The organism is Porphyrobacter sp. YT40 (genome assembly GCF_006542605.1).
GTDB lineage: Bacteria > Pseudomonadota > Alphaproteobacteria > Sphingomonadales > Sphingomonadaceae > Erythrobacter.
Genome location: NZ_CP041222.1, coordinates 55,802 through 79,398, shown reverse-complemented (window position 1 = coordinate 79,398; position 23,597 = coordinate 55,802). Strand labels below are relative to the sequence as shown.

The 23,597-nt window shown below is 67.8% G+C and carries 24 protein-coding genes and 1 tRNA gene; 13 read left to right on the top strand and 12 right to left on the bottom strand.

The genetic code is table 11. The annotated features are described in order from the left end of the window. Positions 1-59: 59 nt before the first annotated feature. The 3 genes from E2E27_RS00390 to E2E27_RS00380 form a co-directional block, all read right to left on the bottom strand. Positions 60-1,112: a DUF11 domain-containing protein gene (locus tag E2E27_RS00390; protein WP_141456948.1), complete on the bottom strand. Its 1,053-nt coding sequence runs from the start codon at positions 1,110-1,112 to the stop codon at positions 60-62. Between the two features lie 71 nt (positions 1,113-1,183). Next, complete coding sequence (locus E2E27_RS00385) at positions 1,184-1,672, bottom strand: hypothetical protein (protein ID WP_141456946.1); 489 nt, start codon at positions 1,670-1,672, stop codon at positions 1,184-1,186. 77 nt (positions 1,673-1,749) lie between these two features. Then, positions 1,750-2,745, bottom strand: coding sequence for a hypothetical protein (locus tag E2E27_RS00380; protein ID WP_141456944.1), 996 nt, complete (start codon positions 2,743-2,745; stop codon positions 1,750-1,752). A 346-nt stretch (positions 2,746-3,091) separates the two neighbouring features. On the opposite strand from E2E27_RS00380, the gene E2E27_RS00375 reads away from it, so the two are divergent. From E2E27_RS00375 to E2E27_RS00365, 3 genes are all read left to right on the top strand, one after another. Beyond that, positions 3,092-3,568, top strand: coding sequence for an EF-hand domain-containing protein (locus tag E2E27_RS00375; RefSeq protein WP_141461439.1), 477 nt, complete (start codon positions 3,092-3,094; stop codon positions 3,566-3,568). Between the two features lie 115 nt (positions 3,569-3,683). Beyond that, positions 3,684-4,400 carry a response regulator gene (locus E2E27_RS00370; RefSeq protein ID WP_141456942.1) on the top strand — a complete coding sequence of 239 codons (717 nt, stop codon included), beginning with the start codon at positions 3,684-3,686 and terminating at the stop codon, positions 4,398-4,400. Further along, positions 4,397-5,719, top strand: coding sequence for a sensor histidine kinase (locus E2E27_RS00365; RefSeq protein WP_141456940.1), 1,323 nt, complete (start codon positions 4,397-4,399; stop codon positions 5,717-5,719). The genes E2E27_RS00370 and E2E27_RS00365 overlap by 4 nt, the downstream gene beginning before the upstream one ends. A 72-nt stretch (positions 5,720-5,791) precedes the next feature. Here E2E27_RS00365 and E2E27_RS00360 read toward each other — a convergent pair. Next, positions 5,792-5,878, bottom strand: a tRNA-Leu gene (locus E2E27_RS00360). Positions 5,879-5,987: 109 nt separating this feature from the next. Then, on the bottom strand, positions 5,988-6,962 hold the full coding sequence (locus tag E2E27_RS00355; protein WP_234036124.1) for an MJ0042-type zinc finger domain-containing protein: 975 nt from the start codon (positions 6,960-6,962) through the stop codon (positions 5,988-5,990). Positions 6,963-7,114: 152 nt separating this feature from the next. On the opposite strand from E2E27_RS00355, the gene ftsE reads away from it, so the two are divergent. The 4 genes from ftsE to E2E27_RS00335 are packed head-to-tail and all read left to right on the top strand — an operon-like array spanning position 7,115 to position 10,047. Beyond that, a complete protein-coding gene (gene ftsE, locus E2E27_RS00350; protein WP_141456938.1) occupies positions 7,115-7,849 on the top strand; it encodes a cell division ATP-binding protein FtsE in 735 nt (244 codons plus the stop codon). After that, complete coding sequence (locus E2E27_RS00345) at positions 7,846-8,814, top strand: cell division protein FtsX (RefSeq protein WP_141456936.1); 969 nt, start codon at positions 7,846-7,848, stop codon at positions 8,812-8,814. The genes ftsE and E2E27_RS00345 overlap by 4 nt, the downstream gene beginning before the upstream one ends. Positions 8,815-8,824: 10 nt before the next feature. After that, positions 8,825-9,358 (top strand): YdcF family protein, encoded by a 534-nt coding sequence (locus tag E2E27_RS00340; RefSeq protein ID WP_141456934.1) that lies wholly within the window; start codon positions 8,825-8,827, stop codon positions 9,356-9,358. After that, the gene (locus E2E27_RS00335) at positions 9,355-10,047 is read left to right on the top strand and encodes a lysophospholipid acyltransferase family protein (protein WP_234036123.1); all 693 of its coding nucleotides are present in this window, start codon (positions 9,355-9,357) and stop codon (positions 10,045-10,047) included. Before E2E27_RS00340 ends, E2E27_RS00335 begins: the two co-directional genes overlap by 4 nt. 198 nt (positions 10,048-10,245) lie before the next feature. Here E2E27_RS00335 and E2E27_RS00330 read toward each other — a convergent pair whose 3' ends face one another. The 3 genes from E2E27_RS00330 to E2E27_RS00320 all read right to left on the bottom strand — a co-directional run bounded on the left by E2E27_RS00330 (position 10,246) and on the right by E2E27_RS00320 (position 13,280). After that, positions 10,246-11,067, bottom strand: a complete 822-nt coding sequence (locus tag E2E27_RS00330) for a hypothetical protein (protein ID WP_141456932.1) — start codon at positions 11,065-11,067, stop codon at positions 10,246-10,248. A gap of 210 nt (positions 11,068-11,277) precedes the next feature. Next, a complete protein-coding gene (locus E2E27_RS00325; RefSeq protein WP_141456931.1) occupies positions 11,278-12,186 on the bottom strand; it encodes a prephenate/arogenate dehydrogenase family protein in 909 nt (302 codons plus the stop codon). Next, positions 12,183-13,280, bottom strand: coding sequence for a pyridoxal phosphate-dependent aminotransferase (locus E2E27_RS00320; protein ID WP_141456929.1), 1,098 nt, complete (start codon positions 13,278-13,280; stop codon positions 12,183-12,185). Before E2E27_RS00320 ends, E2E27_RS00325 begins: the two co-directional genes overlap by 4 nt. A gap of 108 nt (positions 13,281-13,388) precedes the next feature. Here E2E27_RS00320 and metX point away from each other — a divergent pair, with 108 nt between their 5' ends. Then, positions 13,389-14,489: a homoserine O-acetyltransferase MetX gene (gene metX, locus E2E27_RS00315; RefSeq protein ID WP_181443504.1), complete on the top strand. Its 1,101-nt coding sequence runs from the start codon at positions 13,389-13,391 to the stop codon at positions 14,487-14,489. Further along, positions 14,486-15,088, top strand: a complete 603-nt coding sequence (gene metW / locus E2E27_RS00310) for a methionine biosynthesis protein MetW (protein WP_141456927.1) — start codon at positions 14,486-14,488, stop codon at positions 15,086-15,088. Before metX ends, metW begins: the two co-directional genes overlap by 4 nt. 138 nt (positions 15,089-15,226) lie before the next feature. On the opposite strand, the gene E2E27_RS00305 is transcribed toward metW, so the two are convergent. After that, positions 15,227-15,616: a VOC family protein gene (locus tag E2E27_RS00305; protein ID WP_141456925.1), complete on the bottom strand. Its 390-nt coding sequence runs from the start codon at positions 15,614-15,616 to the stop codon at positions 15,227-15,229. A gap of 110 nt (positions 15,617-15,726) precedes the next feature. Here E2E27_RS00305 and E2E27_RS00300 point away from each other — a divergent pair, with 110 nt between their 5' ends. From E2E27_RS00300 to E2E27_RS00285, 4 genes are all read left to right on the top strand, one after another. Next, positions 15,727-16,116 carry a hypothetical protein gene (locus E2E27_RS00300; protein WP_141456923.1) on the top strand — a complete coding sequence of 130 codons (390 nt, stop codon included), beginning with the start codon at positions 15,727-15,729 and terminating at the stop codon, positions 16,114-16,116. A gap of 77 nt (positions 16,117-16,193) precedes the next feature. Next, positions 16,194-16,862 (top strand): glutathione S-transferase family protein, encoded by a 669-nt coding sequence (locus E2E27_RS00295; RefSeq protein WP_141456921.1) that lies wholly within the window; start codon positions 16,194-16,196, stop codon positions 16,860-16,862. A gap of 106 nt (positions 16,863-16,968) precedes the next feature. Then, the gene (msrB, locus tag E2E27_RS00290) at positions 16,969-17,376 is read left to right on the top strand and encodes a peptide-methionine (R)-S-oxide reductase MsrB (RefSeq protein WP_141456919.1); all 408 of its coding nucleotides are present in this window, start codon (positions 16,969-16,971) and stop codon (positions 17,374-17,376) included. Positions 17,377-17,499: 123 nt separating this feature from the next. Next, positions 17,500-19,692: a transglycosylase domain-containing protein gene (locus E2E27_RS00285; protein WP_141456917.1), complete on the top strand. Its 2,193-nt coding sequence runs from the start codon at positions 17,500-17,502 to the stop codon at positions 19,690-19,692. A gap of 78 nt (positions 19,693-19,770) precedes the next feature. Here the strand turns inward: E2E27_RS00285 and E2E27_RS00280 are convergent, their stop codons facing one another. From E2E27_RS00280 to hflK, 3 genes are all read right to left on the bottom strand, one after another. After that, positions 19,771-21,354 carry a Do family serine endopeptidase gene (locus E2E27_RS00280; RefSeq protein WP_181443503.1) on the bottom strand — a complete coding sequence of 528 codons (1,584 nt, stop codon included), beginning with the start codon at positions 21,352-21,354 and terminating at the stop codon, positions 19,771-19,773. Positions 21,355-21,488: 134 nt separating this feature from the next. Next, positions 21,489-22,334, bottom strand: coding sequence for a protease modulator HflC (gene hflC, locus E2E27_RS00275; RefSeq protein ID WP_141456916.1), 846 nt, complete (start codon positions 22,332-22,334; stop codon positions 21,489-21,491). Positions 22,335-22,338: 4 nt separating this feature from the next. Next, a complete protein-coding gene (hflK, locus tag E2E27_RS00270) occupies positions 22,339-23,481 on the bottom strand; it encodes a protease modulator HflK (RefSeq protein ID WP_141456914.1) in 1,143 nt (380 codons plus the stop codon). Between the last annotated feature and the right edge of the window lie 116 nt (positions 23,482-23,597).

The window sequence follows — 23,597 nt, the reverse complement described above, 5'->3', positions numbered from 1 at the left end:
CTGCCGCGACGCGCCGCAAGGAGGGGGTTACACGCAAGACCTGTTTCCGGATCAGGGGCTTAGTCGATCGTGACCCGGAAGTAGAGCGAGCGGGTCTGACCGCCAGCGACATCGCTGAGGTCGCCCGTCACGCGGTCTTCGCCGCCCGCGCCAGCGCCGGCTGCGAAGGTGCCGCCGGCGGTGCCATTGGCGCAGGTCGCATCGCCATCGACGAAGATGCCGAAGGCGCTGTCATAGGTGACATCGAAGGGCAGATCGTCGGTCACGTCGACATCGGTCGCGGTCGCCGCACCCGCCGCGTTCGACACGGTGATGCAATATTCGACCGTCGCGCCCGGGATCGCCTTGGGGTTGTTGGTGCCGTTGACCGGATCGCTGACCACGCGGCTCGCCTTGGCCACATCGACCACGGCGCCGGCCACGGTGTAGGTGCCGATCGCCGAGAACGCGCCGTCGCGCAGCGCGTCGGTGGCGCCCTGACCGTCGAACAGCACGGTGTCGATGCCGGTGGTGTTGCTGGCCGATTCGACCAGTTCCGCACCAAGCGAACCCGCGCCGCCCGCAGCATGGGCATTGGCGGTGAGCGCCACGTCGAAGCTGTCGCCGTTCGTCGCATTGAGGCCGACATCGGCCAGCACGATCACGGCCACGGTGACGCCGGTCGCAGAGCTGCCGACTTCATCGAGATAGGTGATCGGCCCGGCCGCGAGTTCGGCGGCATCGAGCACGCGGTCGCCATCGAGATCGCGATAGATGCGAATGTTGCTGATGTTGGCGTTGTTCCCGGCGTTGAGCAGCGCGGTCAGTTCAAGATCGACACTGCTGTTCGACAGGTTGGTGACGTCGAAGGCCAGTGCCTGATCGGTCTCGCCCGGCGCAACGCTGGTGGCCGCACCGACATTGGTGACGGTCACGTTGACGCGCTGGTCGACGGTGAAGCTGTCGGTCGCGGTCTCGGCGTTCTGGGTGACGCCGTTGACATTGTAGGTGACAGTCACGTTGTTGGTGATGGTGGTGCCTGCACTGGTCCCCTGGGCCAGAGCAGGGGCGCTCGTCATGGCGACAAGCGCAAACGCGCTTACCGCACCGAGCAACTGCTTGGTGGTCTTCATGTTTTCGGTCCTGAGTGTGTGTCCCGCGTGATCAAACCCGCCCGCAGGACGTGGCGGTTACCTTCCGCTGGTCAGCGGATGATGGCGGGATAGGTCAGCCGCCCCGAAGCGCCGGGGTCGATGCTGGCCAGCACCCAGCGGACGTGGGTAACGTCGGCATGGGTGGCGGGACGGGTGGTCCCGTCGGGATTGGCGATGGTCAGCGCGGCCAGCGCGCCGAAGCTCTTGCCGCCGTCGACCGACACTTCCAGCGTCGCATCGGCATCGGGCGCGAGGCGCACGGCGGCGGGCAGGGGATTGGTGACGACGAAGTTGGTCACCGCTTCGCCGCCCTTGTTGGCGTAGTCGGTGCCGAACACCAGCCGGTCGCCCGGAACGATCGCGGTGGGCTCCACCAGTTCGGTGCGCTCCTTGCCGTCGGCTTCGACGATGACTTTGACCGCCTTCACGTCGCCGTTGAGCGCGATCGGGCTGGAGGTCTGGGCGGCCAGCGGCAGCGCGGGCATGGCGAGCGCAGCGGCGGCTGCGGCGGTGAACATCAGCGTGGTCAAGGTCTTCATGGTCGTGGCCCCGTACATTTTTTGTTGTATTACCCGAATTTCAAATGTTTGTTTTTATAGTAGAATATTTGGTCGGTTTACTGGTCTAAGGTGACTTCGAAGGTGACGGCCCGGTTGGTGCCGGCAGTGACACTGCCGATCGTGACGGCGATGCCGTCGGCATCGGACGCCGTGCCCGCATCGCCATCGGTGGCGTCGGTCAGCGGGGCGGTGTCGAGCGTGAGGGTGCCGGGCGCGTAGGTCGTGCCGGCCGGAATGGCGTCGCGCACCACCAGATTGGCGACCGATCCGGTGCCGCTGACGCGCGCTTCGATGGTGAAGGTGGCGATCGTGCCGGGCACCGCGCTCGTCCCGCCGAAGGGATCGCGCAGCACCACAGACTTGACCAGCGCGACGCTGGCGACGGCATTGACGAGCGATCCGCGCGCGGTCGCCAGCGCGCCGGTATTGCCGACGATCGCATCGCCGCCGTCCACCCCTGCGCCCGCAAAGGCAGTGCCGGGGGTGCCGCTGCCGGTGACCGCCTCGGCGCTGAGATCGACATTGCTGGTCTGCGCATCGGTGACGCCGTCGGGCACGGTCACCAGCACGAAGACGGTGAGCGCCGCATCGGGCGCGAGCACCGCGGTGGTCTCAGGCGCGGTGAGGATCGCGTCGACGCCTTCGTCATAGGTGCCGTTGCCGTTGCTATCGATCGCGATCGCGCGCAGCGTGACATCGAAATCATTGCCGCCCACCGCGGTGTTGGCGAGCAGGCGGAAGGCTTCGGGGCCGTTGCCCTGGTTGGTCAGCTCGAAGGTCAGCACCGCATCGCCGGGCCGCGCGGTGACGGGGCCGGGATCGAGCGAGGTCAGCGTCACGTCGAGCAGCTCGTCGACCCGCACGGTGACGGTGTTGGAATTGACGTTGCGCGCAATGCCCGCCTCTTCGTAGCTGGCGACGGCGGTGTTCTCGATCAGCGTCCCCGCAGTCACGCCCCCCGCCAGCGCGGGCGCAGCGGTCAGCGCGGCCAGCGCCAGCGCGGTGCTGACGAGCGTGGTGGACGACAGGTAAAGATGGGTCTGCGTATTCATACCTCGGGGCATTTACGCGGCGATGGTTAGCAACTCGTTAGGAAAGCGGCCTGCCGATGGCCTGAACCGGCTCGTCGCACTGCCCCTCAAGGCCCCAGCCGACGGCAGACCGTTCTTGCAAACGTTTGATTTGTTGCAGAAGGTGGCGCATCGAAACCGGCGTCAGCCCGCCCGATCGATGCACCGTCAACCCGAAAAATTTTTTTCAGGTCGCCGGGTGCCCGCGCGCTGCCCGTTACATCTTGCGACAATTTTCCGCCTGCGCTGACAAATCGCTGGGACAGCCGCCCGCCATAAGGGCACCAGAGGCGGCGATGGTGCTGCCTTCCCTGAAAGGACTTCCCCCATGCGTATCACTACCATTCTCACCGGCGGTCTCGTTTCGCTCGCTCTGGCGGGCACGGCCATCGCCGCACCGCCCCAGTCGCTGCGCGGCGATCTCGACAAGAACGGCGAGGTCACGCTGGCCGAGGTCAACACCCGCCTCGACCAGCGCTTCCGGGCGATCGACACCAATGGCAACGGCCAGATCGAGCAGGCCGAGATGCAGGCCGCGCGTGAACAGCATCGCGCCAAGCGCGCCGAACGCCGCGAGGCCCGCGGGGCTGAGATGGCCGACAAGCGCGGCGGCGAACGCCGTGGCGGAAAGCGCGGCGAGGGGCGCGGCAAGATCGACGCCAACGGCGACGGCGTCATCACCCGCGCCGAATTCGGCGCCAGGGCGCTCGCCCGGTTCGAACGCGCCGATGCCAATAAGGACGGTGTTGTGACCGCCGAGGAACGCGCCGCCATGCGCGAGGCGCGTAAGGCCCGCCGCGGCTGATCGCACACCTTGGCAACGAGGCGGGGGCTGGCGCATCGCCGGCCCCCGCCTTCGCACACATTTGCCCGCAACCGTGCTATCGGACGGGCGCTGACCCGAACCACCGAAAGACCCGATGACCACCGCCAGACCGCATCTGCTGCTTGTCGATGACGAGGAATCGATCCGCAAACCGCTCGCTACGGTGCTGGCCAATGCCGGCTACCGCGTCACCGCCGCCGCCAATGCGGCCGAGGCGCGCGCGCATCTACAGGCCGGTGCCTTCGATCTCGCTATCCTCGACATCATGATGCCGGGCGAGGACGGCCTCAGCCTCGCGCGCTTTATCCGCGCCACAGGCGATCTGCCGGTTATCCTGCTGACCGCCCGCGCCGAAGAGATCGACCGCATCGTCGGGCTGGAAATGGGCGCGGACGATTATCTCGCCAAACCCTTCAACCCGCGCGAGCTGACCGCGCGCATCGCCGCGATCCTGCGCCGCAGCCAGCGCAGCGTCGGCGGGCCGGAGAATCACACGGCTTTCCGCTTCGGCCCCTGGATTCTCGATGTCACCCGCCGCCGCCTCGCCCACGAGGACGGGACCGAGGTTCCGCTCACCGGCGGGGAGTTTCTGCTGCTCGAAGCGCTGGTGCAGCGCCCCGGCATTCCCCTGTCGCGCGACCAGTTGCTTGATCTCACCCGCGGGCGGGAAGCCGGTCCCTTCGACCGCGCGGTCGACAACGCCATCAGCCGGTTGCGGCGCAAGATCGAGGCCGACCCCAAATCGCCCGAATTCATCAAGACCGTCCATGCCGCAGGCTATGTCCTCGCCGCGAAGGTGACGCGGCTGTGAGGCTGCTTGCGCGGCTTTCGCTGGCGCAGCAGGTGATGCTGATTGTCGCGCTGGGGCTGATCCTGGCGCAGTCGCTCAACTTCGCGCTGCAACTGCGCGAGCGGCGCGGGTTCGGGATCGAGAGCGCCGCCAGCCCGGCGATCGGGCGGCTGGTCGATGCGATAGAGGCGGGCGATGCGGGCGACATCCGTGCGTTCCCGCAACGCCGCGGGTTGCGGCGCGTGGCGGTGGTTGTTTCGCGCGCGAGCCCGGTTGCGCCCGATGCGGCGCGCCTGCCCGATATCGAGGCGGTGCTGCGCGCGCGCATCGACGAAGCCGCCCTTGCGGGCGTGGCCGACGTGCAGGCCGCCGTGCAGACGGGCCCGCGCGGGGGGAATGTCCTGATCGTCGCCGCCCGGCTCGCCGATGGGCGATGGCTCTCGGCCCGCGCCCGCGGCCCCGACCCGCTCGGCCCGGTGATCGCCGAGCTGGCGCTGCAGACGCTGGTGATCCTCGCCGTGCTGCTGATCCCGCTCTTGTGGCTGGTGCGCAGCGCCACCCGGCCGCTGGCGGTGCTGACCCACGAGGCCGACAGCTGGGAGGCGGGCCGCCACGGCGTGGCCCCGGCGGGCGACCCCGCGCCCGCCACCGCGCCGAGCGACGTGCGCGCGCTGGTCACCGCGATTGGCGCGATGAAGCAGCGGATCGTGCGAATGCTGCGCGAGCGCGACGTGATGCTGGGCGCGATCGGCCACGACCTGCGCACGCCGCTGGCGGCCCTGCGCATTCAGGTGGAACTGGTGGGGGACGAGGCGGTGCGCCGCGACATGATCGATTCGCTCGACCGGCTGTCCGGCGATCTCGAGGGGATTCTCTCGCTGGCGCGCAATACGGCCTCCGTGGCGCGCCAGCCCTCCGACCTTGCCGCCATCGCCCGCGAGGTTGGCGACGGCTTCCGCGCGAAAGGCGCGAATGTCACCGTGTCCACCGCCGCCCCGATCCGCGCCCCCGTCGATGCGGCAGCGGTGCGCCGCGCCCTCGCCAATCTGGTCGAGAATGCCGTGCGCTATGGCGGGCAGGTCACGATCGGGATCGAAGCGGACGAGCGCTTCGCCACCCTCGTGGTCGAGGATGACGGCCCCGGTATCCCGGAAGATCGGTTGCCCTCGGCGATGGAGCCCTTCGTGCGGCTCGAACCCTCGCGCAACCGGGCGACCGGCGGGCACGGGCTGGGCCTTGCCATCGTCGCCGCCATCGCCCGCGCGCATGGCGGGCAGCTGCGCCTTGCCAACCGGCCCGAGGGCGGGCTGCGCGCCGAGCTGGAACTGGCGCGGGATTGAAGCATACAGCGCGGCCGCGTGGGGCCGGGGGATCCGGTGTCCCGGATATCTCACATCATGTCAGGGAAAGATTGGTGCGGTCGAGAAGACTCGAACTTCCACGGGCTTTCGCCCACAACGACCTCAACGTTGCGCGTCTACCAGTTCCGCCACGACCGCACTCGGGGTATGTCGGGGCAGCCAAAGCGCTGGCCCCGCGGTAGGAGCGCGCCCCTAGCAAGGGGTTTGGCCGCGCGCAAGCGGTTTGACGCGCTTGTGCGCGAAGGTGTCAGTTGGGGGCCCAGCCGAGCTTGGCTTCGGCGGCATCGGCCGGGATGTTGCGCACCGCCTGCGTGACCTGAACGGTTTCTCCCGGCGCCAGATTGCGCTTGGGCGGGGGCACCAGCCAGTCGCCGACATTGCGGTCGCGCCGGTCCTGGAACACCAGCAGCACATCGGGCACCGCCACGGTCTCGCGGCTGGTGTTGGTGATGGTGCCGCGCACCTGGAAGATCGCCTCGCCGTTTTCGAGCGTCTGCTTGCGCTGCTCACCGGCGGGGAAGTTGAAATCGAGCGCCGACTGGCTTGCGCCGAAGGTCGGGCGCTTGATCGGCACCCAATCGGGCAGGCCATAGTAATTGACCGCCACGACCAGCCCGGTGGCGATCGCCGCGAACAGCGCCGCGGCCAGCGTCCACATCTTGAGCGTGTTGCGCCGCCGGGTGAAGGGCGCGCGGTAATCGAACTGCGAGCCGCCCTCCTCGTCCGCTTCCTCGTCATCGAAGGGCGGTTCGGGGGTGTCGTCGGCAAAGGCGGGGGCAGGCTCCACGGCGGGCGGAGCGGCGGGGGCACCCACCGGCGGTTCGGCCGCGCCGTCCTTGGCCAGCCCGCGCCGCAGCGCGCGCACGGCAAAGCCGGTGTCTTCCTCGGTATAGCCCGGAGCGCTTCCCGACGCCTCGGGCGAGCGCCAGTGGCTTACGGACGGGCCTTCGCTCGCGGGCTCGGGGGCCGGCTGCGGGGCCGGTGTCGCGACGGGCGGCTCGGCAGGCGGCGGAGGCGGCGCGGGCGCGGGTGTCGGCGAGGGGCGTGGCGCAGGCGGCGGCGACGGGGCGGGGGGCACCGCGCTTTCGGCGGGTTCCTGAAACCAGCTGTGCTTGCACTTGGCGCAGCGCACGGTGCGGCCCTCGCTGCCGACGGCGGCGTCGGGCACGGCATAGCGGGTGCTACAGGCGGGGCACACGATGATCATGTCGGCCGAAAGCATGAATCACCGCGCCCCCGCGCACAAGAGTGCAGGGGGCCGTCAAGGGCATTTACCCGCTGTTTTCCACATTGCGGGGGCAAAATCGGGTGATGGGCCGCACTCTTTGCAGCTTGCGGCTTTTCCGCACCCCGCCCCGCTGTTAGGTGCGGCGCATGACCGACAACCTCGCGGGCCATGTGAAATTCGACAATGTCGGGCTGCGCTACGGCACCGATCCCGAGGTGCTGAGCGACCTGAGCTTCACCCTGTTCCCCGGCAGTTTCTACTTTCTCACCGGGGCGAGCGGGGCGGGCAAGACCAGCCTGCTGAAGCTGCTCTACCTCGCCCAGCGGCCCTCGCGCGGGGCGATCCGGATGTTCGGGCAGGATCTGGTGACGATGCCGCGCGATCGCCTGCCCGATCTGCGCCGCCGCCTCGGCGTGGTGTTCCAGAACTTCCGCCTCGTCCCCTATCTCACTGCCTTCGACAATGTCGCGCTGCCGCTGCGGCTGGCGGGGACGGAGGAGAAGAAGGTGGTGAAGGCGGTGGGCGACATGCTCGACTGGGTGGGCCTGTCGCACCGCGCCCATGCCGTGCCGCCGACCCTGTCGGGCGGAGAGCAGCAGCGCGTCGCCATCGCCCGTGCGGTGATCGGCCGGCCGAAGATGCTGATCGCCGACGAGCCGACTGGCAACGTCGATCCGGACATGGCCTTGAAGCTGCTGCGCCTGTTCGAGGCGCTCAACAACCGCGTCGGCACCACGGTGGTGGTGGCGACCCACGATGTCCACCTGCTCAAGAAGGTGCCGGATTCGCTGATCATGCGGCTTCACAAGGGCCAGCTGTCCGATCCCACCGGCGCGCTGCGCTATCCACCGCGGCCTTCGGGCGTGAGCGGGGCACCATGAGCACGCTGCCGCCGCTCCCCGCCGGGCCCGACGCCGACGAGACCGAGGACGACGCCGCGCTCGCCGCGCCGCTGCCGCAGCGTCCGCTCGGCCGGGCGGCGGCGCGGCTGCTGCCGCCTGCGCGCCTGACCGGGCCGATCCCCTGGGTTATCGCGATCCTGATCGCGCTGGTGGTGATCGCCGCAGCCGGAGGGCTGGCTTTCGCCAATCTCTCCGCCAGCGCCAACGCCGGATTGTCGCGTGCGGTCAGCGTGCAGGTGATCGAGCCCAACCCCGATCTGCGCGCGGCGCGCGGGCAGGCGGCGGTCGACGTGCTGACCGGGCTCGAGGGGGTTACCGCAGTGCGCCTGCTGCCCGAGGCCGAACTGGTCGCCATGCTCGAACCCTGGCTGGGCGAAGGCGCGTCGTCCGGGGATGTGCCGATCCCGGCGCTGATCGATGTCGAGCTGTCCTCCGAGGCGGGCGCGGATGAGATCGCCCGGATCGAGGCTGCGCTCGCGGCGAAGGTGCCCGGCGCGCGGGTCGATGCCCAGGGCGATTTCCTCAAACCCGTGGCCGATGCGCTCGCAGCGGTGCAGTGGATGGCGCTGGCGCTGATCGTGCTGGTCGCGCTGGCGACCGCTGCGGCGGTGTGGCTGGCGGCGCGCAACGCCTTTGCCGGGGCGCGCGAGACGGTCGAGATCATGCACCTGCTCGGCGCGAGCGAGCGGCAGGTCAGCGCCGTGTTCCTGCGCGACGTGCTGCGCGAGGCGGTTTTCGGCGCACTGCTGGGCACCGGGCTGGGGGTCGCGGCGGTCTGGCTGCTCGGCCGGCAATTCGCGGCGCTCGGCAGCGCGATGGTGAGCGGCGGGGGCTTGACGCTCGGGGACTGGCTGGTGATCGCGGCGATTCCGCTCGCCGGGGTGCTGCTGGCGCTGCTCACCGCGCGGATCACCATTGCGCTTGCCTTGCGCGACATGCTTTAGGCGACGCTTGATGATCCGGCGCGTGCTCTCTGTGATATTCCTGGCCTGGGCGATCGGCTTCCTGTGGTTCGCCACCCTGTTGCCGCAGCCCGCCGAGGAAGGTGTGCGAACCGACGCGGTGATCGTGCCGACCGGCGGGGCCGGGCGCATCCCGCGCGGGCTGGAAGTGCTCGACGAAGGCCTGTCGCGCAAGATGCTCGTCAGCGGGGTCGATCGCGAGGTGCGCCCGCAGGAATTCGCCGCCCAGTTCGGCGTGTCCCCGCAGCGCATGTCCTGCTGCGTGACGCTCGGCTTTGCGGCGGTCGATACCCGCTCCAACGCCGCCGAAACCGCCAAGTGGGTCGCGCAGAACGAGGTGCGCTCGCTGCGGCTGGTCACCACCGACTGGCACATGCGCCGCGCCGCAGGAGAGCTTGCCCGCACGCTGCCCGACCATGTCACGGTGGTGCGCGACGCGGTGCCCTCGAAGCCCGATGTCGGCACGCTGTTTCTCGAATATCACAAGCTGCTCGCCAGCCGCGCGGCGGGGCTGGCGGACCTTTGAGCGGACTGATCGCCGCGCTGCGCAGCCTTGTCTTCTACGTGCTGTTCTATGGCGGCAGCGCGCTGCTGGTGATCGCCTCGGTGGTGGCGGTGACCGTGCGGCGCGGCTGGCTGCGCGGGATCGTCGGGCGGTGGGGCCGCTGGCATCTGTGGTGCGTGCAGCATCTGCTCGGCATCGAGGTGGTGCTCGATGGCGAACTGCCACAGGGCCCGGTGCTGATCGCGGTCAAGCACGAGGCCTTCTTCGAGGCGATCGACACCCCCCGCCTGTTCACGCACCCGGCGGTCTTCGCCAAGCAGGAACTGTTCCGCATCCCCGGCTGGGGTTATTCCGCGCTGGTCTATGGCCTCATCCCGGTCGCGCGCGGCGACGGCGCCAAGACCTTGCGCCAGATGCTTGCGCTGGCGAAGCAGCGGGTCGCGGAGGGCCGCCCCTTGGTGATCTTCCCCGAAGGCACCCGCGTCCCCCACGGGTCGCGCCCGCCGCTCCAAGCGGGCTTCGCCGGGCTCTACAAGCTGCTGCGCCTGCCGGTCGTGCCGATCGCGGTGGACAGCGGGCGGCTCTATCACCGCCCGGTCAAGCGGCCCGGCCGGATCACCTACAAGGTCGGCGACACGATCCCTGCGGGCCTCCCGCGCGAGGAGGTGGAGGCGCGGGTCCACGCGGCGATCAATATGCTGAACGGGTAGAGGGCGGCGGCTGAAGTCCGCTTTCACGTTTGCGGGAATTTGGCCCGAATGGCCGGAAGTGGGTGGGAAGGCGAATGGCAGTTTCTGACTGGATGCTGCTACAAAAATGTCGGCCATTCGCAAATTGGCGCGGTCTTTGCTTTTCGCGGGCAGTCCGCTTTCCGCTCAAGGTGGCCAATCTGACATTCGCTGATCGATTCAGCTATTGGCCTTTACCAGGCCAGTCGGTAGTCCATGTCCAATCGCCCTCCAGCCGAGCCACGTCGTCGCCAATCCAGCCATGAACGCAACCGCAAGGCTCGCTGCAAAAGGCGCTGCAGCAAAACCGCGTAGCCCTGCGTCCACAATTGCAGAGCCGGAAAGCGAATTTACCAGCAGAGCCTGAACGGACAGGATGACCGCGACTTCTGCAAAGGGGCGCGCGGCCTTGCGATCTCGTAGCCACAGCAGGGCTGCGATGAATGCAGCAAGGACTGTGGCGGCGACCACCGCATCAATGAGGTTGCCGAAATCCTCGATGCCCCTGATCTGGAATGGTGGGGCCAGCCCTACCAGAATACGGGCAAAGGGCGCTTGAAACAGCAACAGCGCGGTACCGAGCATATATCCTGCATGCGGGGCAGGCTGCGTCCGGTGACGTAGCGCCTGTCCATACAAATAAAGAAATGCAGGCAAGGTGATCGCGGTCGAAATGGCAAACATCGGGCCGACTGCACGATAGAACACGTCGCCTTGGTGGTAAAATCGCGCGGTTCCGTAAAGAGCTGCAACCAGCCCGGCGGAAATGAACGGCGTCAAGGCGAGACTCGCACGGCCAGCTATCCGGTGCGCCTGCCTTTTCCCCGCATGAATGCTTCGTGTCTGGAACAGCAGGAGCAGAACCCACAAGCTTGCGGTAGCCCCGTGCAGGTGCAATTCCCATGGCACCTCGCGCAGACGAGACCAGTAAAACGGCCAGAACCCTGCCATGATCAGCAGCAGAAGCCCGACGACCGCGAAGAAAGAGCGGGGATACGGCATGGACCCTCCGACCACAGGAGTGAGGGACTGCGATCTATCACTTTTCGCCGCCCTCCCGAAAGGCTGAAATCTCGACCGACCTCAATCGCTCCATCTTGTCGGTGCGGCCCGGCAGCTTTCGGGATGTTTCCGAGATCGCCTCAACAGCAGCTACTGGGTCGAAAGCCGAACGGCAGCTTTTTTCTGGCGCCAGCCTGAAGCTACCGCGCCCTATTCCCCGTGTTCGCGGCCGAAATCGGGGCGTTCGTCGTCCTGCCCCTGTTCGATCACCGCGCGGCGAATCGCGCGCGTGCGGGTGAAGAGGTCGAACAGCGCGTCGCCATCGGCGGAACGGATCGCGCGTTGCATCGCGGTGAGGTCCTCGGTGAAGCGCCCCAGCATCTCCAGCACCGCGCCCTTGTTGCTGAGGAACACGTCGCGCCACATCACCGGGTCGGAGGCGGCGATGCGGGTGAAGTCGCGGAAGCCGCCTGCCGAGTACTTGATGACCTCGCTCTGCGTCACGTCCTCCAGATCGCTGGCGGTGCCGACGATGGTGTAGGCGATGAGGTGCGGAATATGGCTGGTGACGGCGAGCACGAGATCGTGGTGCGCGGCGTCCATCAGCTCGACCTTGGAGCCGAGCGCGGTCCAGAACTCCGACAGGGCCTGAAGCGCATCCGCGTCGCAGCCTTCGGGCGGGGTGAGGATGCACCAGCGGCCCGCGAACAGCGTGGCGAAGCCTGCGTCCGGCCCGCTCTGCTCGGTGCCCGCGACGGGGTGGGCGGGGATGATGGTGGCGTCCGGCAGCGCCTCGGCCAGCGCGGCGGCGACTGCGGCCTTGGAGGAGCCGACGTCGCTGACGATGGCGTTGGGCTTGAGGCCCGGGGCGATGGCCCGCGCCGCATCGCCCATCGCGCCGACGGGGACGCACAGGATCACAAGGTCGGCGTCTGCGACGGCGGCCTCGGCGGTGTCGGCGATGGTATCCGCCAGCCCCCGCTCCGCCGCCCGCGCACGGACATCGGGGTCGCGGTCCCAGCCGGTGGTGACGATGTGCGGCGCGCGCGCCTTGGTCGCGAGCCCGATCGACCCGCCGAGCAGGCCGAGGCCGATGATCGCGAGCGACCGGATGGTCATGCCGCCTCTCCGCACAGCTGGCGGAGCGTGGCGATCACATCGCTGGTCGCTGCGGTGGTGCCGATGGTGATCCGCAAGCTGTTCGGCAGGCCTTGCGAGGGCAGGTGGCGCACGGCGTATCCGGCCTCGGCCAGCGCTTCGAGCGCTCGCGATGCGGTCACCGCGCCATCGAAATGGACGAGGAGGAAGTTGGCTTCGCTGGGCGAAGCGGAGATGCCGTGGTTGCCCAGCATCGCGATGGCCTCGGCCAGCCGGGCGCGTTCGCGGGCGTTGTGTTCGCGGGATGCGGCGACGAAGGTCTGGTCGGAGAGCGCAGCGAGCGCGGCCTTTTGCCCGCTCACCGAGACGTTGAACGCGCCGCGCAACCGGTTGACGAGGTCGATGAGGTGCGCCGAGCCGGTCACCCAGCCGACCCGCTCCGAGGCGAGGCCATAGGCCTTGGAGAAGGTGCGACTGACCAGCACGTTCTCGTGGGCCGCTGCGAGGGCGAAGGCTTGGGTCTGGAAGGCGGGGTCGACATACTCGCCGTAGGCCTCGTCCACCACCAGCAGTACGTCGGCGGGCAGGCCGGCGTGAAGGCGGGCGACCTCCGCGGGGGGGAGGAAGGTGCCGACGGGGTTGTTGGGATTGTCGAGCAACACCACGCGGGTCGCTGGCGTAACGGCGGCGAGCAGGTTGTCGACGCTCGCCCCGTGACCCTCGGGCTCGGCAAACACCGGCGTGGCCCCCACCTTCTGCGCCAGCAGCGGGTAGAGCGAGAAGGAGTAGCGCGACATCACCACCTCGTCCCCCGGCCCGCACAAGGCCTGCACCGCGCAGTGCAGCAACTCGCCCGAGCCGGTGCCGCAGACGATCAGCGCGGGGTCGAGCCCGTGAACCTGCGCGATCGCCTCCCGCAGCGCGCGCGCATCGGGATCTGGGTAATCGGCAGCGACATGCCCCTCGGCCAGCGCCGCGAGCGCCGCGGGGCTGGAGCCCAATGGGTTCTCGTTCGCCGACAGCTTCACCAGCGGCTTGCCGCTCGCCGACTTGGACTTGCCGGGGACGTAGGCGTGGATCTCGGCGATCCAGGGTTTGGGTTCGGGTCTCGACATCGGACGTGCGCGATAGCCAGTTTGCGGGTGCGAATACAGCGCGAAAACGCGGGCGTGCCTGCGGTGCCGATTGACACGCGCGGGGGGCTACCCCAAGTCGCACGGCCAATGAACGCCGCTCCGCCTGTCTCACCGGTCTACCGCGTCCCCGCCCCCCTGCCGCTCGACAGCGGGCAGGTGCTGGAGAATTGCGAGATCGCCTACGAGACCTATGGCACGCTCAGCCCCGACAAGAGCAACGCCGTGCTCGTCTGCCACGCGCTGACGGGCGACCAGTATCTCGCCAGCCCGCATCCGATCACCGGCAAGCCGGGGTGGTGGGAGCGGATGGTGGGGCCGGGCAAGCCGATCGATACGGGCCGCCACTTCGTGATCTGCGCCAACGTCATCGGCTCCTGCATGGGATCGAGCGGCCCGGCGAGCCTCGCGCCCGACGGTCAGCCCTATGCCATGCGCTTCCCCGTCATCACCATCCGCGACATGGTGCGCGGGCTTGTGGCGCTGCTCGACGGGCTGGGGATCGAAAAGCTCCATGCCGTGGTCGGCGGGTCGATGGGCGGGATGCAGGCATTGAGCCTTGCCGCCAACTGGCCCGAGCGTGCGGCGCGGGTGCTGGTAATCGCTTCGACCGCGCGCCATTCGGCGCAGAACATCGCCTTCCACGAAGTCGGGCGGCAGGCGATCATGGCCGATCCTGCGTGGAACGATGGCAACTACTACGCCAGCGACGCGCGGCCCGACAACGGCCTCGCCGTGGCGCGGATGGCGGCGCATATCACTTACCTCTCCGAAGCGGGGCTGACCGAGAAATTCGGCCGCCGCTTGCAGGACCGCGAGGCCAAGGGCTTCGGCTTCGACGCCGAGTTTCAGGTGGAAAGCTATCTGCGTTATCAGGGCAGCGGGTTCACCAGGCGGTTCGACGCCAACTCCTACCTCTACATCACCCGCGCGATGGACTACTTCGACATCGCGGAAGAGCACGGCGGGAAATTGGCGGACGCCTTCGCGGGGACGCAGGCGCGGTTCTGCCTCGTCAGCTTCGATACCGACTGGCTCTATCCCACCGCCGAAAGCCGCCACATCGTCCACGCCTTGAACGCGGCGGGGGCGAAGGTGAGTTTCGTGGAGCTCTCCGCGCCGCACGGGCATGACAGCTTCCTGCTCGAGCACGATCAGCTCGACCGGGTGGTGAAGGGGTTCGTGGAATGAGCCCCCCCACTTCCCGGCTACGGCCTGACCTCGCCGCGATCGCCGCCCATGTCGCGCCCGGCAGCCGGGTGCTCGACATCGGCTGCGGCGATGGGGCCTTGATGGCGGAACTGGAGAGCGTCAGCGGCTGCGATGCGCGCGGGATGGAACTGGACGGTGCGCTGGTGGAGCGCTGCGTATCGCGCGGGCTCAGCGTGGTGCAGGGGGACGCGAACCTCGACCTTGCCAACTACCCCGACAAGGCGTTCGACTACGCGATCCTCAGCCAAACGCTTCAGACCGCGACACGGCCCGATCTGATGCTCGACGAGCTGCTGCGAGTGGGGCGGCGGGCCTTTGTCTCGTTCCCCAACTTCGCCCACTGGCGCACTCGCGCGGCGCTGCTGCTGGGTGGGCGGATGCCGGTGACGCGCGCGCTGCCGGTGAGCTGGTACGAGACCGAGAACATCCACCATGTCACCGTGGAGGACTTCCGCGACCTCGCCCGGATGAAGGGCGCGAAGGTGGAGCGCGCGTGGTTCTTCTCCAACGAGAAACAAATCGGCGCGCCAGCAGCGAACTGGCGCGCCGAATTCGCAGTTTTCGAATTGAGTCGTTAGTTTTCGGCCACCTTCGGTGGCGCAGACCTCCCGCCCCGCCTCCCCGCCCGGCCACCAATAGTACCACTATGTTATGGTGGCCGGGCGGGGAGGCGGGGCGGGAGGTCTGCCGCTCGCGTCAGCGAGCGCGCAAACCAATCAAGCCCTGTGCAGCATGCACAGCTTGTGGCCGTCGAGATCGAGCACGTAGCCCAGATTCAGCGTGCCCATCGCGCCGGTGCGCGGGCCCGGGGGGTCTTCGATCGACTTGCCGCCCGCGGCCACGGCGGCATCGTGGAAGGCCTGCACCTGCTCCAGACTGTCGCAGGCAAAGCCGATGGTCGATCCGTTGGCGCAGGTCGCGGGCTGATCATTGATCGGCTCGCTGATCGAGAACATCCCGCCATTGTGCATCCAGAAGGCGCGGCGGTGGCCGGTGGCGGCGACGTTGATGTTCCCCGGCTTCGCGCCCAGCACGCCGAGCACCTTATCGTAGAATTCCTTGGCCCGGTCGAAATCGCTGGTCCCGATCATGATGTGACTGAACATGAAATTTCGTCTCCTCTCATAAGACAGGTTGCGGATTAGGACGGATCGCCCCCACCCGCAACGGCGATTTCGGTAGCCACAGGTTCAGGTGGGAGGGCATAGGAGAGGCCATGCTTATCCCCCTTTTCGCCGCCGCGCTTGCGCTTCAGGATGCTCCGCCGCAAGCCGCGCAGCAGCCGCCCGCCGAGACCGTCACGATCGACGAACTCCCCGTCGCCGATGCCGCCGCCGCACGCTGCGCGGTCGCCTATGCCACCATCGGCCAGTGGCAGAAGGCCGGCGACCCGCGCGGGGCGGGCTACCCCGAGGTCACCGCCAGCGGCGGGCGCGAATTCTTCGTGCGGGTGATGGCGCAGCTGATGGACACCGGTCTGACGCGCGATAACATCGTCACGATCGCTGCCAAGGGCGTGGAGAGCAACAACGGCCCCGATGGCGAACAGCGGGTCGCGCAGCTGATGCCCGCCTGCGAACTGATGAAGTCCGCCGCCGGGCTTTAAACTGTCGCAACATATCCCCGCACCCGCCGCGCGCGCCGCTGGATTCGCCGCGACAGATGGGGCATGGAATGGCCACCATGTGGCAACTCCATCAATTCCCGCTCTGCCCCTTCAGTCGCAAGATCCGGCTGCTGCTGAGCGAGAAGAACATCCCCTTCGATCTGGTGCGCGAAGACCCGTGGTCGGCCTCGGACATGTTCTTCAACCTCAATCCGGCCGGACGGACGCCGGTGATCGTCAATCCGGACAAGAACATCGTCATTCCCGATAGCCGCGCGATCGCGGAATATTTCGAGGAGACGGTGGAGCGTGGGTCCATGATCAACGGCACCGCCACCCAGCGCGCCGAAATTCGGCGGCTGGTCGCGCTGTTCGACGAGAACTTCTACGCCGATGTCACCGCGCCGCTTTTGTCCGAGCGGATGAAGAAGCGCATCTTGCGCCAGCCGCCCGACAGCGGCGCGCTGCGCAATGCGATGAAGATGGCGCACGGGCATCTCGACTATCTCGACTGGCTGATCGACAATCGCCCGTGGGTGGCGGGATCGACCATGAGCCTCGCCGATCTGGCCGCCGCCGCGCAGATTTCGGTCGCGGATTACCTCGGCGGGATCGACTGGGCGGGGCACGAACAGTCGCGCGGCTGGTATGCCGTGTTCAAGAGCCGCCCGAGCTTCCGACCGCTTCTCACCGAGCGGATGGAGACGATCAAGCCGCCCGCGCATTACGCGCTTCTTGATGGATAGCATCCTCGCTCACGGGGCCTGAAGGCCCCGTCGCTGCGGGCGCCCGTTCGGGCTTGCGGATTGCCTGCGGCAATCCGATATCAGCGCCAACTGGAAAGGTGATGATATGTCCGAAGATCCCCGCAGCCTGACCGAAGCCGAATGGCGCGAGAAGCTCACCCCCATGCAGTATCACGTCCTGCGCGAGGCGGGGACGGAGCGCGCCTTCACCGGTGAATACGACAAGTTCTACGACGAGGGCGAATATCACTGCGCCGCCTGCGGCACGCAGCTGTTCTATTCGACCGCCAAGTACAATTCCGGCTGCGGCTGGCCCGCCTTCACCAAACCCGCCGACGACGAGGTGATCGAGGAGCACCGCGATGTCAGCTACGGCATGGTCCGCACCGAGGTGCGTTGCGGCAAGTGCGGCAGCCATCTGGGCCACGTCTTCCCCGACGGCCCGCCCGAGCAGGGGGGCCTGCGCTACTGCATCAATTCCGCCGCGCTGATCTTCACCCCGGCCGAAAGCTGAGCCGAAGCGCCGTCATGGCGGGGGAGAGCGGTGTGCTGGCGGGTTCACCCCCGGTTAGAACTTGCCTATGCAAGGGGGCGTTTTGCTGCCCCTGCGCCGGGGGGCTTATGATGGGCAGGCCGAATGTCGAGACGGGGTGAGCAGTTGCAGAACAAGCGCGCGCGCGGTTCCCGCCGGGCGGCGGCCGAACGCAATGCCGCGCCAGCCTCCGACGCTGCGCCCACAGGGCCGGGCGGCGGGCCGCCGCGCTGGCGGGTGTGGTTGAAGCGGCTGTTCCTGTGGGGCGGCGCGCTGGCGGTTCTGGGCCTCGTCGTGCTGGCCTTCGCAGTCGGCTTTGCCGCCTCCTCGCTCCCCGATTACGGCACGCTCAAGGCGACCCAGCCGGGCCAGACCATCGTCGTGCGCGCGCGCGACGGGCGTGAGCTGGTCGAGATCGGGCCGAGCTTCGGCGAATGGCTCACCTACAACGAAATCCCGACAAACATGACCAATGCCATGGTCGCGGTGGAGGACAAGCGCTTCCAGTCGCATTTCGGGGTCGACCCGGTGCGCCTGACGGGCGCGGTGGTGGAATGGGTGACGGGATCGCGCTCGCGCATCGGCGGCACCTCGACCATCACCCAGCAGTTGGCCCGCAACCTGTTCCTCAACAACAACCGCACCCCGGACCGCAAGGCGCGCGAGGCGGTGCTGGCGATGGCGCTGGAATGGAAATTCTCGAAGGAACAGATCCTCGAGCTCTATCTGAACAAGGTCTATTTCGGCGGCGGGGCCTACGGGATCGACAGCGCCAGCCGCAAATTCTTCAGCCACCCCGCGAGCGAGCTCAGCGTCGAGGAAGCCGCGATCATCGCCGGGCTGGTTAAGGCCCCCAGCTCCTATTCGCCCACCGCCGACGTGCAGGCCGCGGTCGACCGTGCGCAGGTGGTTCTGAAGCTGATGCAGGAACAGGGCTACATCACCGCCGACGAGGCGCAGGTCGATGTCAGCGCGGTGCAGCTGAAGGAGCAGGCCGGGCAGAACTCGGTGCGCTACTTCACCGACTGGGTGCTGCCGCAGCTCGATATCATCCTGCCTGAAACCTACGAGCCGATCGAGGTGTGGACGACGCTCGATGTCGGGATGCAGCGCGCCGCGACCGCCGCGATCGAGGCCAATACCCCCAAGGGCGCGCAGGGTGCGCTGGTCAGTCTCGACCGCGACGGCGCAATTCTCGCGATGGTGGGCGGGACGGATTACGTCGCCAGCAACTACAACCGTGCCACCGCCGCACTGCGCCAGCCCGGATCGGCGTGGAAGCTGTTCGTCTATCTCGCCGCGCTCGAGGCGGGATACACGCCCGAGGACCGGGTCAACGACACCCCGGTGACCATCGGCGGCTGGAGCCCGCGCAATTCCAACGGTCGCAACGTGGGCGAGACCGATCTGCGCACCGCCTTCGCCTTCTCGATCAACACCGTCGCGGCGCAGCTCGGCAACGAAGTCGGGTTCGGCACGGTCGCGTCGATGGCGCGGCGGTTCGGGGTGAATTCCAAGATCGACACAAACCCTTCGATGGTGCTGGGTGCCTCGGAAATGCGCGTGATCGAGATGACCCAGGCCTTCGCCGGGATCGCGGCCAAGGGATCCGCGGTGCAGCCCTATGGCATCACCAAGGTGACCAGTGCGGATGGCGCGGTGCTCTACCGCCATGAAGAGGTGAACCCCTCGCCGCAAATCCCCGATTACGTCGTGGCCGGGATCACCGACCTTTTGCAGGCCGCGGTGCAGACCGGCACCGGGCGCGCGGCGCAGATCGGGCGGCCCGTGGCGGGCAAGACCGGCACCACCTCGTCGAACAAGGACGGCTGGTTCATCGGCTTTTCGAGCGGGATCACCACCGGCGTGTGGATGGGCCGCGACGATGCCAAGCCCGTCCCCGGCCTGCAGGGTGGCCGCGCCCCCGCACAGGCCTTTGCCGCCTATATGCGCTATGCCGTCAAGAGCCGCCCGGTCGAGGAATTCGACGTCACGCTCAACCTGCCCGAATGGCAGCTGGAGCCCGACGAGGAAGCAATGTTCGGCAGCCCGGACGACTATTACTACATCGACGAACAGGGCAACATGGTCGAGCCCGGCACGCGCGAGAACGGGCCGGATCCCTTCGGGCCCGACAGCGGGCGCGGCGTCAATGCACCGCCAGCGGCGAGCGAGGAGTTCCTCGAACAGGCAACCGGCGGCGCGCTGCCGCAGAACCCCCGCCCGCAACGTGATCCGCAGCGCGACCCGCCGCGCCGCCCGCCGCCGCAGCCCGCGATCAAGCCCGCAGATCAGTAGCGCGATCGCCGGGGGGATACGAAAAGGGCGCCGGGATCATCTCCCGGCGCCCTTTCATTTTTGGTCTCGCAATCCCGCTTACCGGAGGCGCACCGCGACGAAGGCGGGCGGGGTGGTGCGGCGCTGGATGCGCAGCAGGATCGCGTCGCGCTTCTCGGCGGTGGCGGCGTTGACCTGCGCCAGCAGCGCCTCGACCGTCGGGGTTGCCTGATAATTGGCCGACAGGATGATGTCGCCCCGGCGCAGGCCCTTGCGCGCGGCATCGCCATTGGGATCGACCGCGGCGATCACCACGCCCTGCAAATCGGCTGCGACGCCGAGCGAGCGGGCCACACCGGCATTCATCGGCATCACCTGCATCCCGAGCTTCTGCTCGATCGTGCTGTCCGACGTGCCCGGCGCCATCGGCTCTTCGGCCTCGGGGTCGAAGGTCTGGTTCTGCTGGAGCAGTTCCGCTTCGGTCGGGCGCTTGCCGAGCGTGACATTGATGTTCACCCGCTTGCCGTCGCGCAGCACTTCGACCGGGATGGTGGTGCCCGGCTGGAGGTTGGCGACGAGGAAGCTGACGGTCTGATCGGCGGTCACGTCCTTGCCGTTGACCTTGGTCAGCACGTCGCCCGAACGGATCCCGGCGCGGGCGGCGGGGCTGCCGTCCTCGACCGTCTGCGCCAGCTCGCCGCGGCGCTTGGGCAGGCCCAGCGAAGCGGCGAAATCCTCGTCGATCGGCTGGAGCCGCACGCCCATGTAGCCGCGCTGGATTTCCTCGCCCGAACGCAGCTTCTCGACGATCGGCGCGGCGATTTCGGCGGGGATGGCAAAGCCGATCCCGACGCTGCCGCCCGAGGGCGAGAAGATCGCGTTGTTGATGCCGATCACGTTGCCGCGCATGTCGAACAGCGGGCCGCCCGAATTGCCGCGGTTGATGCTGGCATCGGTCTGGATGTAGCGGTCATAGGCGCCGCCCTGGCCGGTGTTGCGGTAGACCGCCGAGATGATCCCGCTGGTGACCGTGCCGTTGAGGCCGAAGGGATTGCCGATTGCGACCACCCAGTCACCCGGACGCGCCGCGCTCGAATCGCCGAAGCGCACGAAGGGGAAGGTCTTGTTCGCCTTGATCTTGAGCACCGCGAGGTCGGATGCCGCATCCGCGCCGATCAGTTCGGCTTCGTATTCGGTGCCGTCCGTCGTGGTGATGGTGATCGATTCCAGCGTGGCACGGCTGTCGGGCGGATTGATCACGTGATTGTTGGTGACGACATAGCCGTCAGCCGAAATGATGAAGCCCGAACCCAGCGACTGCGCCTCGCGCGTCTGGGGCTCGCCGCCGCCGCCGCCGCCGCCGCGCCGGTTGAACAGTTCGGCAAAGGGCGTGCCGGCGAAGGGGTTGTTGGCGACCTCGACCCGCTGGCGGGTGGCGATGTTGACCACTGCGGGCTGCAACTGCGCGGTAAGATCGGCAAAGCTGGCCGGCGCGCCCGCAACCGGCACCACCTGGTCCATCACCGCCCCGTCGTTCTGCGCCACCTGCGCGCCCAGCGGCGAGCCGGTGATCAGCGAAAGGGTAGCGCCGCCCACCAGCAGCGCGCTCGACAGTCCGTATACATAGCGCACGTTGTTCACGTCCTCTTGGTCCTTGTCCTTTGGCAGAATGCGCGACGGCATCGCCGCGTTCCGCAAACCTTATTCGCGGGGCCAGCCGGATGGCTGGAGTGCGCCCCAAAATGCCCTTTTTGCGGCTTAACCCCGATTGAACGCCCCCCGCGCCCATCGCCGCGGATCAGCGCTTGGTCGATTGCCTAGCGCTCTCCCTTGAACTGGCGGAAGTATTCGCTGTCCTCCGACAGCACCATGGTGCTTTGCCCTTCGCCCTGAAGGAAGGTTTTCTTGTAGCTCTGCATGGCGCGGTAGAAATCGTAGAACTGCGGGTCCTTGCCATAGGCGTCGGCGTAGATGCGCGCGGCCTCGGCGCTGGCTTCGGCCTGGATGATCTGCGCATCGCGCTGACCGGCGGCGCGGATCGTGGTCGCCTCTTCCTGCCGGTCGGTCTCCATCCGGGTGAAGGCGGCATCGAGCGGACGGCCTTCCGGGAGATCCGCCGCCTTGATCCGCACGTCGAGCACCTGCGCGCCGTAATTGCGCGCCTGCGTGTCGAGCGTGGCGGTGATGTTGGCCATCGAGGTGCCGCGCTCGGCATTGATCAGCGCCGAGAAAGGCACGCGCCCCAATTCCTGCCGCAGCACCGAGGTAAGGATCGGCAATAGCTGGCTTTCGAACTGGGCTTCGGTCCCGGCGCGCTCGACCAGCTTGACCGGGTCGATGATCCGGTAGCGGGCATAGGCATCGACCTGCAACCGCTGCTGATCGCGCGAGAGCACCTGCGTGCGCTGCATGTCGACATCCAGCACGCGGCGATCGATCATCCGCACCTGCTCGTAGAACGGAACGCGGAAATTGATCCCCGCCCCGGTCTGGCCATAGGGCACGTCGGGCCGGAACTGGTTGAAGGTGCGCACCGGCTTACCGGCGGCGATCACCACCGCCTGATGTGTTTCGGGCACGATCACGATGCTCGATATCAGCGCGATCACCGCCACCACAGCGGCGATGATCAGCGCCTTGGTGTTCTGGAGAAGGTCCTTCATCACCTTACTCCCCCTGCTGCGGCGCGGCGGGCGCGGCCTGCGCGCGGCGCTTCAGTTCGGGCAGTGGCAAGTACGGGGTGACGTTGCCGGATTCGACGATGGTCTTGTCGGTTTTCGACAGGATCTGCTCCATGGTTTCGTAATAGAGGCGGCGGCGCGTCACTTCGGGCGCGAGCCGGTATTCCTCGTAGATGTCGTTGAACTCGGACGCGTCGCCCTGTGCCCGGGCAAGCAGCTGCTGGGCGACCGCGCGGGCGCGGTTGATCGCGGCGTCGGCATCCTGCTGGGCGCTGGAGACGTCCTTGAAGGCTTCCTCGACCCGGCCTGGCGGATCGACCTTGTTGATTTCGATCCCTTGCACGCTGATGCCCGAACGATATGCATCGAGCCGCGCCTGCATCTTCTCGCGCACTTCCTGCTCGATCTCGGCGCGGCCCGCGCCGGTCAGCACGGTGTCGAGCTTCTGCCGCGCAACCGCCGCGCGCATCGCCGCCTCACCGATTTCCAGCAAGGCGTTGCGCGGGTCGTTGAGCTGGTACTTATAAAGCGTCAGGTCCGAGATGTTCCAGCGGATCAGGTAGCTCAGGTCGACGAGGTTCTGGTCGCCCGTCAGGATCAGCTTCTCAGTATTGGTGCCGGGAATTTCCTCGAGCCGGACCTGCGTCACGTTTTCCTTCTCGACCATCTGGATCGGCCAGGGCGCGGTCATCTTGATCCCGGAATCGAGCGTGCCCGAATACTTCCCGCCGAGCCAGGTCACAACCGCCTCCTCGCCGGGCTGGATGACGTGGAAGCTGGTCACGCCGACCCAGATCAGCGCAACGCCGCCGAGGATCACCGGCACCCAGCTCTTACCGCCGGGGCGTTCGGGCAGGCGGAAGCCCGGCCCGCCGCCGGTGCCGCCGCCGCCTGCGCGGCGCGGGCCTTCGGGGCCGCGGTTCTTGAAGATGTCTTCGATGCTGGCCGAGCGGCGCTTGCCGGGCTCGCCGCCGCCGGGCAGCCACGGGTTGCGCGGGCCGCGATCATTGCTCGGCCCACCCGCGCCTTCGCCGCCAAGGCCCCCGCTGCCATCGCCCGAAGCCCCGTCCTCGCCGGAACCATCGCCCCCGCTGCCCGAGCCGCCCCAGGGGTTATTCTTGCCAGCCATGGCCAGGCCCTTGAGACCGGCGCCAAGACGCTCTTTCCAACCGTCCGTTCTTTGCATGGAATGTTTATAGGCACGCCATTCGGCGAAAAACAGGGGTTCGCTGCGTGATTTTGGTG

What these genes read in the sequence shown, in the direction of transcription:
- hflK (WP_141456914.1), bottom strand. Translation starts at nt 23,481, where the DNA reads ATGGCTGGCAAGAATAACCCCTGGGGCGGCTCGGGCAGCGGGGGCGAT.
- ftsE (WP_141456938.1), top strand. Translation starts at nt 7,115, where the DNA reads ATGACCGACAACCTCGCGGGCCATGTGAAATTCGACAATGTCGGGCTG.
- hflC (WP_141456916.1), bottom strand. Translation starts at nt 22,334, where the DNA reads ATGAAGGACCTTCTCCAGAACACCAAGGCGCTGATCATCGCCGCTGTG.
- E2E27_RS00355 (WP_234036124.1), bottom strand. Translation starts at nt 6,962, where the DNA reads ATGCTTTCGGCCGACATGATCATCGTGTGCCCCGCCTGTAGCACCCGC.
- E2E27_RS00380 (WP_141456944.1), bottom strand. Translation starts at nt 2,745, where the DNA reads ATGAATACGCAGACCCATCTTTACCTGTCGTCCACCACGCTCGTCAGC.
- E2E27_RS00330 (WP_141456932.1), bottom strand. Translation starts at nt 11,067, where the DNA reads ATGCCGTATCCCCGCTCTTTCTTCGCGGTCGTCGGGCTTCTGCTGCTG.
- E2E27_RS00345 (WP_141456936.1), top strand. Translation starts at nt 7,846, where the DNA reads ATGAGCACGCTGCCGCCGCTCCCCGCCGGGCCCGACGCCGACGAGACC.
- E2E27_RS00320 (WP_141456929.1), bottom strand. Translation starts at nt 13,280, where the DNA reads ATGTCGAGACCCGAACCCAAACCCTGGATCGCCGAGATCCACGCCTAC.
- E2E27_RS00300 (WP_141456923.1), top strand. Translation starts at nt 15,727, where the DNA reads ATGCTTATCCCCCTTTTCGCCGCCGCGCTTGCGCTTCAGGATGCTCCG.
- E2E27_RS00370 (WP_141456942.1), top strand. Translation starts at nt 3,684, where the DNA reads ATGACCACCGCCAGACCGCATCTGCTGCTTGTCGATGACGAGGAATCG.
- E2E27_RS00390 (WP_141456948.1), bottom strand. Translation starts at nt 1,112, where the DNA reads ATGAAGACCACCAAGCAGTTGCTCGGTGCGGTAAGCGCGTTTGCGCTT.
- E2E27_RS00280 (WP_181443503.1), bottom strand. Translation starts at nt 21,354, where the DNA reads ATGCCGTCGCGCATTCTGCCAAAGGACAAGGACCAAGAGGACGTGAAC.
- metX (WP_181443504.1), top strand. Translation starts at nt 13,389, where the DNA reads ATGAACGCCGCTCCGCCTGTCTCACCGGTCTACCGCGTCCCCGCCCCC.
- E2E27_RS00305 (WP_141456925.1), bottom strand. Translation starts at nt 15,616, where the DNA reads ATGTTCAGTCACATCATGATCGGGACCAGCGATTTCGACCGGGCCAAG.
- E2E27_RS00295 (WP_141456921.1), top strand. Translation starts at nt 16,194, where the DNA reads ATGTGGCAACTCCATCAATTCCCGCTCTGCCCCTTCAGTCGCAAGATC.
- E2E27_RS00375 (WP_141461439.1), top strand. Translation starts at nt 3,092, where the DNA reads ATGCGTATCACTACCATTCTCACCGGCGGTCTCGTTTCGCTCGCTCTG.
- E2E27_RS00340 (WP_141456934.1), top strand. Translation starts at nt 8,825, where the DNA reads ATGATCCGGCGCGTGCTCTCTGTGATATTCCTGGCCTGGGCGATCGGC.
- E2E27_RS00385 (WP_141456946.1), bottom strand. Translation starts at nt 1,672, where the DNA reads ATGAAGACCTTGACCACGCTGATGTTCACCGCCGCAGCCGCCGCTGCG.
- E2E27_RS00285 (WP_141456917.1), top strand. Translation starts at nt 17,500, where the DNA reads ATGTCGAGACGGGGTGAGCAGTTGCAGAACAAGCGCGCGCGCGGTTCC.
- metW (WP_141456927.1), top strand. Translation starts at nt 14,486, where the DNA reads ATGAGCCCCCCCACTTCCCGGCTACGGCCTGACCTCGCCGCGATCGCC.
- E2E27_RS00325 (WP_141456931.1), bottom strand. Translation starts at nt 12,186, where the DNA reads ATGACCATCCGGTCGCTCGCGATCATCGGCCTCGGCCTGCTCGGCGGG.
- msrB (WP_141456919.1), top strand. Translation starts at nt 16,969, where the DNA reads ATGTCCGAAGATCCCCGCAGCCTGACCGAAGCCGAATGGCGCGAGAAG.